Source organism: Rhodococcus sp. BUPNP1 (assembly GCF_002215235.1).
Lineage (GTDB): Bacteria > Actinomycetota > Actinomycetes > Mycobacteriales > Mycobacteriaceae > Rhodococcus.
In genome coordinates, this window is the sequence record NZ_NERM01000055.1 from 1 (window position 1) to 10739 (window position 10739).

The 10739-nt window shown below is 69.3% G+C and carries 9 protein-coding genes; 5 read left to right on the forward strand and 4 right to left on the reverse strand.

What is annotated here, in order from left to right:
* Positions 1–137 precede the first annotated feature (137 nt).
* The 4 genes from B9C99_RS24985 (at position 138) to B9C99_RS25000 (ending at position 6391) form a co-directional block, all read left to right on the forward strand.
* Positions 138–2192 (forward strand): IniB N-terminal domain-containing protein, encoded by a 2055-nt coding sequence (locus B9C99_RS24985; protein ID WP_088899738.1) that lies wholly within the window; start codon positions 138–140, stop codon positions 2190–2192.
* Positions 2193–2262: 70 nt separating this feature from the next.
* On the forward strand, positions 2263–4080 hold the full coding sequence (locus tag B9C99_RS24990; protein WP_088899744.1) for a dynamin family protein: 1818 nt from the start codon (positions 2263–2265) through the stop codon (positions 4078–4080).
* Entirely contained in the window at positions 4077–5534 is a 1458-nt protein-coding gene (locus B9C99_RS24995) for a dynamin family protein (RefSeq protein WP_088899739.1), read from the forward strand. The genes B9C99_RS24990 and B9C99_RS24995 overlap by 4 nt, the downstream gene beginning before the upstream one ends.
* A gap of 98 nt (positions 5535–5632) precedes the next feature.
* On the forward strand, positions 5633–6391 hold the full coding sequence (locus B9C99_RS25000; RefSeq protein WP_016695945.1) for a MerR family transcriptional regulator: 759 nt from the start codon (positions 5633–5635) through the stop codon (positions 6389–6391).
* Positions 6392–6418: 27 nt separating this feature from the next.
* Here the strand turns inward: B9C99_RS25000 and B9C99_RS25005 are convergent, their stop codons facing one another.
* Complete coding sequence (locus B9C99_RS25005) at positions 6419–6673, reverse strand: hypothetical protein (RefSeq protein ID WP_016695946.1); 255 nt, start codon at positions 6671–6673, stop codon at positions 6419–6421.
* A gap of 151 nt (positions 6674–6824) precedes the next feature.
* On the opposite strand from B9C99_RS25005, the gene B9C99_RS25010 reads away from it, so the two are divergent.
* The gene (locus B9C99_RS25010; protein WP_088899740.1) at positions 6825–7529 is read left to right on the forward strand and encodes a PadR family transcriptional regulator; all 705 of its coding nucleotides are present in this window, start codon (positions 6825–6827) and stop codon (positions 7527–7529) included.
* 11 nt (positions 7530–7540) lie between these two features.
* Here the strand turns inward: B9C99_RS25010 and B9C99_RS25015 are convergent, their stop codons facing one another.
* From B9C99_RS25015 to B9C99_RS25025, 3 genes are all read right to left on the reverse strand, one after another.
* The gene (locus B9C99_RS25015) at positions 7541–8329 is read right to left on the reverse strand and encodes an IclR family transcriptional regulator (RefSeq protein ID WP_088899741.1); all 789 of its coding nucleotides are present in this window, start codon (positions 8327–8329) and stop codon (positions 7541–7543) included.
* A 208-nt stretch (positions 8330–8537) separates the two neighbouring features.
* Entirely contained in the window at positions 8538–9470 is a 933-nt protein-coding gene (gene bphC / locus B9C99_RS25020; protein ID WP_088899742.1) for a biphenyl-2,3-diol 1,2-dioxygenase, read from the reverse strand.
* Between the two features lie 37 nt (positions 9471–9507).
* The gene (locus B9C99_RS25025) at positions 9508–10689 is read right to left on the reverse strand and encodes a hydroxylase (protein WP_088899743.1); all 1182 of its coding nucleotides are present in this window, start codon (positions 10687–10689) and stop codon (positions 9508–9510) included.
* Between the last annotated feature and the right edge of the window lie 50 nt (positions 10690–10739).

The window sequence follows — 10739 nt, forward strand, 5'->3', positions numbered from 1 at the left end:
GATCCCCTAACGACCCCGATGCCCCCGAACCCCGATCCCCTAACGGGCGACGGCAGACAGGGGGCCGCACCCCCTGTGCCCGTGACCCGCGGATTCGTAGCGTCGTTCCCAGATCCCGACGACTCAGGAGACACGCGATGGCCACCAACGCCGTACTCGACTTCATCCTCAGCCTGTTCCGCGACGAGAAGGAACTCGCCCGGTACTGCAGCAACCCCGAGGCCGTTCTCGCCGAAGCCGGACTGGACGACGTGTGCCACGCCGACATCGTCGCCGTCGCCCCGCTCGTTGCGGACAGCGGTCTGTTCGCCGGGACCGCCGCCGAACTGACCGCAGCGCTGAACGGTGCGGCGAACGTCGGAGCGTCGATCGCCGGCACCGCTGCGGCCGGCCTCGGCGGAGCGGCAGGTCTCGGTGGAGCAGTGGGCCTCGGTGGCGCCGCCGGCCTGGGCCTCGGTGTCGGAGCAGGACTCGGTGGCGGTCTGGGTCTCGGTGGCGGTCTGGGTCTCGGCGGCGGACTGGACCTCGGCGGGACCGTCGGCGCGCACACCGGGATCGTCGCCGATCTCGGTGCACAGCTCGGAGCGGCGCTCGAAGCCGGTGGCGAGCTCGGTGCTTCACTGGGAGCGGCGCTCGGTGGTGCACTCGGCGCGGGCCTCGAACTCGGTGGAGCCCTCGACGTCGGGGGTGCCCTGGACGTCGGTGGGGCACTGGCCGGAGCGCTCGAAGGCGGACTGGGCCTGGGCGTCGGTGCCGCCGCCGATCTCGCCGCCGCGATCGACGCGGCTGTCGAGGCCTCGGGCGGTCTCGGCGCCGACCTCGCGACCACCCTCGAAGGAGCACTGGGTATCGGGGGCACGCTCGGCGCCGACATCGGCCTCGCCCTCGGTGGCCTGCTGGAATCTGCCGTCGACGCCGGGGGTGCGTTCTCGACCGAGCTCACCGCAGCCCTCGACGGCGGTGCCGAACTCGGGGTCGCGCTCGGCACGACGCTCGGTGGCGTTCTCGGCGTGGGCACGGAACTGACCGGCGCGCTCGGCACGAGCCTGGGTGGTGTCCTCGGTGGTGTGGCCGACCTCGGGGCCGGACTGGGAACCGACCTCTCCGCGGGTCTCGACGCCGGTGTGGGCGCGACCCTCGGTCTCGGTGCGTCCCTCTCGGCCCTGCTCGGAGCGGGTGGCGGAGCTGCGGCCGATCTCGGCGCCGCCCTGGGGACCGTCATCGAGAGCAGCGCACAGGGGGGACTGCTCGGCGGCGTCGACCTCGACACGGTCCTCTCCGGTGGCGGCGAGATCGACGCGGAGACCGGTGCGGGCATCGACCTCGGCACGCTGGTCGGCGGGGTGCTCGGCGGCGCGCTGGGTCTCGAGACCACCGCGACCACCGAACTGTCGTCCGCGCTGAACATCGCTATCGGCTCCACCGCCGGTATCGGCGCGACCGTCGATACGACCGTGCAGGCGGGGACGAGCCTCGGAACGGACCTGTCGTCCGTCCTCGGCTCGACCTTCGCTACCGGTGGTTCGGCCGGCGCCGAGCTCGGCCTGCAGCTCGGCAGTGCACTCGAGACGGCCGCGGGGTCGGTGCCCGTCGATGCGGGTGCCGATCTCGGCTCGCAGCTCGCGACAACGATCGGCGGCAGCCTCGGCGCCGGTGCCGAAGCCACCGGTCAGCTCGGCTACGCCCTCGACGGTGCGCTGGACGCGGCGGCGGAACTCGGGGCCGGGGTGAACGCGGGCGCGGACCTCGGCGCGGCGATCGACTCGGGGATCGGCGCAGCCGGTGGGCTGGGAACGTCGGTCGACCTGGGTGCAGCCACCGATTTCGAGAGCGCGTTGGATCTCGGTGGTGCGGCAGACCTGGGCGCTGCCGCCGACCTCGGTGTCTCCGGTGGTCTGGAGAGCGCAGCCGACCTCGGTGCCGAACTGTCCACGCAGGTGGGGACGGCTCTGTCCGGTGGTGCGGAGAGTTGGGCGTCGGTCGGCGAGGACGTCTTCGGCTCCGCCTCGGGAGCTGCGGGCCTGTTCGGCGAAGGCGACCTCACCGCGACCTCCGGTCTCGGCGGTGGTCTGTTCGCCGGAGCCGGTGGCGACTCCTTACTCGGAGCCGGTGGCGACTCCTCATTCGGCGCCGGTGGCGACTCCTCGCTGGGTACGACCGACTCCACCGACCTCGAAGGACTGCTGCCCTGACCGCAGCGGTGCGGGCTCCGGGACATAATGGCCGGAGCCCGCACCGATGGAAGGCGAGTCGACGCAGCCCATGCAGCATTCACCGGATACGCAGCATTCATCCGATCCCTCGAGACGCCGAGCGCTCCTCGACCTGATCGACTCCGCGATCGCGCGTTCCCGCAGCGCCGGGCGCAACGATCTCACCGACCGGCTGACGGCCGCCCGCACGAAGGTCTCCGACCCGCGACTGCGGGTAGTCGTCGTCGGGGGACTGAACCAGGGCAAGAGCCGGTTCGTGAACGCACTGCTCGGCCTCGAGGTGTGTTCTGTCGGCGACGACGAGACCACCGCGGTCCCCACGCTCGTGCAGCACGGGCAGGAGCCGTCCGCCGAACTCGTCCCGACCGGTTCGGCGCCGCGCATCGCCGTCCCCTTCGACGACCTGCAGCAGGTCGCGCCGCGCAGTGCCGGCCGGGACGTCGAACGGCTCGAGGTGAGCGTGCCGAGTCCGCTGCTCGCCGACGGACTCGTGTTCGTCGACACCCCGGGCGTGGGCGGACACGGAAACCCGCACACCGCAGCCACATTGACCCTCCTCGCCACCGCGGACGCGGTCTTCGTCGTCTCGGATGCGAGCCAGGAGTTCACCGCACCGGAAATGTCGTTCCTGCGACAGGTGCAGACGCTGTGCCCGGCGTCGGCGGTGCTCGTCACCAAGACCGACGTGTATCCGCATTGGCGTGCGATCGTCGACGCCGACCGCGAACACCTGCAACGAGCCGGACTCGACCTGCCGCTGCTGCCCGTCTCGTCTCTGCTGCGCGAGTACGCCCTGCGCACCGAAGACGCCTCGCTGCAGCAGGAATCCGGCTTCGACGCGATCTACGACTTCCTGCGCGACCAGGTGGTCGCGCGCAACGCCGACTCGGCGCGACTGTCGGTCGCACACGACGTGAAGACCGTCGTCGACCATCTCGCACTCGGACGCGAGAGCGAACTCGCCGCCCTGCGCGACCCCGAATCGGGAAACGCCGCGATCGAGGACCTGCACCGGGCGCGTGCTGCGACCGAGGCGTTGCGGACGCGGGCGGCGCGGTGGCAGATCACGCTGTCGGACGGTATCGCCGATCTCGCGGCCGACATCGACCACGACCTGCGCGACCGGTTGCGCACGGTGACCCGCGATGCCGAAGCATCCGTGGACGACTGCGATCCGGGCAAGGAATGGCCGCGGCTGGGACAGTGGCTCGCCGAGCAGGTCGCCGAATCCGTCGGCGACAACTTCGTGTGGGCGCACGAACGCGCCGAGATCCTTGCCGGCAGGGTCGCAGAGCACTTCGCGCTCGACGACGCGTCCCTGCCCTCGCTGCATCTCGGCGACCTGTCGAAGCTGCTCGATCCCGTCGAGAACCTGTCCGATCTCGAATCCGGCCGGATCGGTATCGGTCAGAAGGTGCTCGTCGGCATGAAAGGCTCCTACGGTGGCGTGCTGATGTTCGGTCTCGTCACCACCCTGATGGGGATGGCGCTCGTGAACCCGATCTCGGTGGGAGCCGGAGTCGTCCTGGGCACCAAGGCGTATCGCGACGACAAGCAGGTCCGGCTCGCCAAGCGCCGCGCCGACGCGAAGAACGCGATCCGCGCCTTCACCGACGACGTGAGCTTCCAGGTCGGCAAGGAATCGAAGGACCGACTCCGCCTCATCCAGCGTCAGCTGCGCGATCACTTCACCGAGATCGCCGAACAGACACTGCGTTCGCTCGACGAGTCGCTCGAAGCGACCCGCCAGGCTGCGACCGTGCAGGAACAGGAACGCCGCCGTCGAATCGGTGAACTCGACACGCAGGTCGCGGAACTGAGCCGATTGCGTGAGCGCGCCGCGGAACTCGCGGGAGTGTCGGCGTGACCCCGGCTCTCGCGCGTGCCCGGGACCTGCTCGACCGGGCACGCGCGTCGTACGGCGGGAACCCGGCCGTGGCGGACCGGCTCGACCACTGCGCCGCGCGACTCGATCAGCCGTTGCGGGTCGCGCTCGCCGGATCGCTCAAGGCCGGCAAGTCGACTCTGCTCAATGCGCTTGTGGGACAAGATATCGCGCCCACCGACGCGACGGAGTGCACGCGTGTCGTCACCTGGTACCGCAACGGCCCGGTGCCGTCGGTGAACGCCTGGTACGACGGGGACCGCCGCATGCCGGTGCCCGTGCAGCGTCCCGACGGGCGTCTGACCTTCGACCTCGGCGAACTCACCGCCGACCACGTCGACTTCATCGACGTCGAATGGCCGGCCAGCGCGCTGGCACAGACCACCATCATCGACACCCCGGGCACGTCGTCGCTGTCGCAGGACGTGTCGGCGCGGACCCTGGCGCTGCTCACCCCGGAGGAATCGGCCTCCGGGGCCGACGCCGTCGTCTACCTGATGCGTTCGCTCGGTGCCGCCGACGTCGAGTTCCTCGAACGGATCGGCCGGCACGTCGGCGGGGGATCGGGTCCGCTCGGCATCGTCGGGGTGGTGTCGCGTGCCGACGAGGTCGGTGCCGGTCGTGCCGACGCGATGATGTCGGCGAAGCAGGTCGCGGCGAGGTTCACCGACGAACTCGAACGCACCGGACTGTGCCAGGCGGTCGTGCCGGTCGCCGGGTTGCTCGCCCTCGCCGCACGGACCCTGCGGCAGAACGAGTTCGCAGCCTTCGAGGCGCTCGCACAGGTGCCGGCGGAACAACTGCAGGTCGCGATGCTGTCGGCCGACCGTTTCGCGCGGCCCGACGTCGACCTGCCCGTCGACCCCGGGATGCGGGCGCGTCTCGTCGACCGGTTCGGTCTGTTCGGCATCCGCACCGCGGTGCTGCTCGTGCAGCTCGGCGCGCGCGATTCACCCTCCCTCGCCGCCGAACTCGTCGCGCGCAGCGGGCTCGACGAGCTGCGCCAGGTCATCGACGTGCAGTTCGGTCAGCGTGCCGATCAGCTCAAGACCCATTCGGCGCTGCTGGCGCTCGAGCGGGTCCTGCACGCGTGCGGCGACCACGAGTTGCTGGGAGCCGTGCGACGCGAACTGGCCGACGACCACGGTTTCGCCGAACTCCGCCTGCTGGGCAGACTGCGGTCGTCGTCGGTGTCGCTGCCCGACGAGGAGGTCCAGGCTCTGCATCGCGTGATCGGTGGGTCCGGGATCGGCGCCACCCGGCGCCTCGGTCTCGCCGACGACGCGTCGCCCGCCGAGATCCGTGCGGCGGCCGTCGATGCTGTGCGGCACTGGCGATCCCGCGCAGAGCATCCGCTGCTCGATCCGTTCACCGTGAAGGCCGCCTCGGTGGCGGCGCGCAGTGCGGAGGGGCTGGTCGCGGGAGCCGGCCGGTAGACGAGTTGTAGCCGGACGATCGGCTTGCACCTCACGTAACGTGAGGTCATAGCGTCGATCGTGCCGGTACACGGAGTGCCGGTGGAAGTGGGTGGACGATGCAGCAGACACGTTCCGGACAGCAATGGAAGGTGGGGCGTCTCGCAGCGGAGACGGGCCTGACCGTGCGGACCCTGCATCACTACGACGACATAGGCCTCGTGCGGCCGTCGGGCCGGACGGCGTCGGGTCACCGGTTGTACGAGGAGCCGGACGTCGAGAGGCTGTACCAGGTGCTGGTGTTGCGTCAGCTCGGGCTGTCGCTGGACGCGATCGCCACGGTCACCGACGGTGACACCTCGCTGTCGGAGATCCTCGATGCGCACCGTGCCTACCTGGACGATCAGCTCGCGGCAACCCGCACGCTGCGCGCCCAGGTCGAGATGCTCTCCCGCACGGTCCGAACGTCGCCGGATGCATCGGTCGCCGACTTCCTTCAGGTGATCCGAGGAGTGATCGAAGTGGACGACGTCTTCGAGAAGTATTTCGACAAGGGACAGATCGCAGACCTCGCGGAACGACGCGCAAGGCTGGGCGACGACGTCATCACGGCGGCGGAGGCGTCGTGGCAGGAGCTCATCCCACGTGTCGACGCTGCACTGAGTGCGGGGATGGATCCGGCTTCTCCCGAGGCCCAGGAGATGGCACGGCAATGGATGGGTCTGCTCGAGCAGTTCCACGGCGGCGACGAGGGCCTACGCGACAGCCTCTACCGCATGCACGAGGACAACGCGCAGCAGATCGAGCAGGAGTTCTGCGGGCCGAGTCGTGAACAGATCGAGTTCATCACGAAGGCGAACGAGGCGCGGGGGATGTGATCCGGCGGATCCCGGCCGCGCTCCGCGTCATTCGAGGCGGCCGGGTACCGGATAGCTGCGCAGCGACAGGCCGATCTGGCCGGAGACGATCAGGTCGTCGATCGTCTGCTGCAGTTTGTGGCAGGTGGGGATCCAGGCACGGCCTTCCTGGGCGGTGCGGGCCCGCGCGAACTCGGGGCAGACGCTGTCGGCGTCGTCGAGCCACTGGATGCTGGTGTGTGCCTCGCTGTACTTCTCGACGAGGACGCGATTGCTGCAGTGGTTGCAGGTGACGCTTTCCATGATCGGACCTCCTGGGGGCTGTGACAGCGACGGTAGTTGCGGCGACCGGCCGAGTCTCCCGTACTCCCACGGAACGGGAGACCGTGTTCCGCTCAGCGGGCGGTATCCAGCGCGGTGCACCCTCATCTACCTGGGCTGTTAGGCTTCGATCATGCCCGAGATCGAGCCTGCCGCCGACGCTTCCGACGACAGCTACCCGTCGTTGCCCGCCACGAGTTGGGCCGTTCTGGGCATGCTCACCTTCGGTGAGGGACTCACCGGTTACGACCTGAAGAAGTGGGCGGACTGGAGCATCGGCTTCTTCTACTGGAGTCCGTCCGTCAGCCAGATCTACGCCGAACTCAAGAAGCTCGAGGCGGCGGGGCTGGCCGAGTCGGAGATGATCTCCGAGCCGGGGGAGCGTGGCCGGCGGGTCTACCGCATCACCGAACGTGGCACCCGTGCCGTGCGGAACTGGTCGCGGGCTGCGCCCGTCGAACAACCGGTCCTCAAGCACGGTCTCATGCTGCGTCTGTGGATGGGACATCTCAACGAGCCCGACGAGCTGAAGAAGCTCGTCCGGTCGCACATCGAGAACATGGAGTCCATGCGGGAGCGGGCGAAGCTGCACGGCGATCACGCCAACCGCGAACCGGCATGGGCGTTCTCCCGGATGAGCCTGGTCTGGTCCGAACGCTACTTCCAGGCCGAGATCGATCTGGCGAAGCAGGTCCTGGCCGACATCGACGAGGCGGCCGAGACCTTCTCGTCCGTCCAGGACCGCGACGAACTGGGCAATCCCGTTCCGCAGGTCGCCGGGTCCTGGCGCGACGTGGAGGACTTCGTGCTGGGGCTCGAACGGCGCGAGCGCAGCTGAGTCGGCGCCGCTCAGGCGTACTGCAGGCGGGGCTGTGCCGCCGCTGCGGAGAGGCCCTGGTGGCGCGGCCGCGGCACGACCGGCGCAGTGCGGGGGCGTCCGGTGAGAGATCGGTGGATCGCGTTCGCCGCCATACGGACCGGGGCGGCGTGGCGGTGGTCGAACTTGAGGTGGCTGGTCGGCCCGCAGATGGACAGGGCGGCGACGACATCGCCGACGGGGCCGATCGGGACGGCGATGATGCCGATCCCGCCGGAGATCCGGGCCACCTCGTACGCCACGCCCGTCTCGCGGACCTTGCGCAGTTCGGGGGTGAGATCGGCGAGGTCGTCGGTGCTGTGCGGGGTGTAGGCGAGCAGGGCCTTGCCGATCGCGGAATTGCGTGCGGGATAGCGACTGCCGACGCGGGTGGGCAGCTCGGTGGCGAGCCGGCCACCGACCTTGTCGAGGTAGAGCACGTCGGGTCCGTCGAGTACGCCGAGGTGCACGACGTATCCGGTGGCGCGGTGCAGGTCGTGCAGGATCGGGGCGGCGGCGCTGTGCAGGCGGTTCTGGTGGACGGCGATCGAACCGAGCTCCATCAAACGGGTGCCGAGTTCGTAGTCGCGGCCCTCGCGGCGCAACCACCGCATCTCGACGAGTCGTTCGAGCATCCGATGAGCGGACGAGCGGGGCAGCCCGGTTCGCCTGACGACCTGGGCGAGCGTGAGCCGTCCGGGGCCGTCGAAGGCGTCCAGGACGAGCGAGATCCGTTCGAGAATTGCGGTGGGGGTGGAGTCTGCAGTCGCGGGTGCGGTCACCGATATCTCCCTCGATCAGGGGCGAGAATCGCCACGAAACCCAACTGACGTGGGTCTTTCTATTAGGAATAGTGACATATGCGCGCGGATTTGTGAAGTGGATCACCGAGATTGCATGCCGAAGAGGGGGAACTCGCTGTCCTGGTGGACGGAGTTCCCCCTCTTCGGGGAGCGATCTGCAGTTGGCCGGAAGTGCGGAGCTGCGGTGCTACATGGCGGCGAGCGGCTCGCTGCCGGACCAGTCGTGGCCCCAGTAGCTGTCGGCGGTGATCTCCTCGGACGTGTAGAAGGTCTCGTCCACGAGCTGCCCGTCCGTACCGAACTCGATGTCCCAACCGCCGGGAGCGCGGACGTAGAACGACACCATCTTGTCGTTGGTGTGGCGGCCCAGCGTCGACGACACCGAGAAACCGTCCTTGACGACTCGGTCGAGAGCCTGGCCGACCGCGTCGAGGGTGTCGACCTCGACCATGAGGTGGATCAGCCCCGGGGCGCCACCGTGCGGAGCCGGGATCAGCGCGAGGCTGTGATGGCGCTGGTTGACGCCCAGGAAGCGCAGGCGCATCGGCCCGAACTCCGGCGGTGCCGGCAACCGGAAGGCACCGCGCGGCAGGAAGCCGAGGACCTCGGTGTAGAAGTCGAAGGTGCCGTTGATGTCGGTGACCGGCAGGACGACGTGGCCGAGTCCCTGCGCGCCCGTCACGAACCTCGCCCCGAACGGCGTGACCACCGGGCTGTGGTCGAGCACCGGGCCGTGGAAGACCTCGAGGGTCGCGCCGCTCGGGTCCTGGAAGGTGATGACCTCCTCCACCCGGCGCAGGTCGGCTTCCTCGACCGACAGCGGCTTGACGGCCACCCCGGCCGCCTCGACGGCTGCCTGGACGCGTGCCAGGGCCGCGCGGTCGCGGACCTCCCAGCCGATCGTGACGACCCTGTCGTCCTCGCCCGGCACCACCACGATGCGCGCGCTGCGCTCGTCCATGCGCAGGTACAGCGCGTTCTCCTCCGGCCCGGACCCCTGGGCGAAGCCGAGGACCTCGAAGGCGAACTTCCGCCAGCGCTCCATGTCGTTCGTCTGGATCCTCACGTATCCCAGACCGCGGATGTCGGTGCCGAAACTGCCGACGTCGGGCTTGCTCATACTGTTGTCTCCGTTGTCGATTCGGATGTGTGGAAGGTCAGATCATCGCCCGCAGCGGACCCTGCGGGTCCACGCCGAGGCCGCTCAGCGTCGCCGCGTGGTAGACCGTGCCCGGGACGTGGATCGCGTGGTGCAGACCGGCGTGCGCGTCGCGCCAGAACCGCTGCATCGGCTTGTCCATCCGCAAGGCGTTACCGCCGCACCGGGCGTAGACCTGGTCGACGGCCGTGACGGCCTGCCAGGCGGCGTTCACCTGGGTCTCGCGGCCGAGGGCACGCTGCTCGAAGGTCGGCGTCCTCCCGGAGTCGACGATGTCCCACATGCGATCGACGTTGGCGAGCAACGAATCCCGCGCCGACCGCAGTTTCGCCGTGGCCTCACCGATCGCGAACAGGGTGTAGGGATCGTCCTTGACGGCCGTGCCCTGGGGGTTGATGCGCTCGCGCTGGTACTCGTTGGCGTGGTGCAGCAGGCCCTCGCAGATGCCGATGGTGGCCGAGGTGATCCCGAGCGGGAACATGTTCGACCACGGCATCAGGTACAGCGACTCGGTGCGGCCGTACTTGCGGACGGCGGTGCCGTCGATGACCTCGTCGCAGTCCATGACGCGGTAGTCCGGCACGAACGCGTCCTCGACGACGACGTCCTTCGACCCCGTCCCGCGCAGACCCACGACGTCCCACGAGTCGTCGATGATCCGGTAGTCGGACCGCGGGATGATCACGTGCAGCATGCGCGGCGGCATCTGCACGCTGCCGTCCGGATTGCACGCCATCGCGCCGAGGAACGCCCAGTCGCAGTGGTCGGTACCCGAAGAGAACGACCACCTGCCGGAGAACTTGTAGCCGCCGTCGACCGGCACACACATGCCGCCCGGCATGTACGGCGACGCGAGCCACGTGTCCTGGTCCTCGCCCCAGACCTCCTGCTGGACCCTGGGATCGGCGAACGCGAGCTGCCAGGGATGCACGCCCACGATGCCGTGGACCCAGCCGGCCGAAGGATTGAGCGACGCCATCCGCATGACCGTCTCGGCGAACTCGCGTGGATGCGACTCGAAACCGCCGTGCTCCTTGGGCTGCAGCATGCGGATGGAGCCGGACTCCTTCATGCGCTTGACGGTCGCGTCGGCGACCTTGCCGATTCGTTCGGCCTCGACACCTTCGACGAAGATGTCGTCGGCCGCGGCCTCGATGCCGGCCAGGACTTCGTAGCTCATGATCGTGTTCCTTCTGGTGGGGTGGGGGATGCGACGAGGGGCCTCTAGGG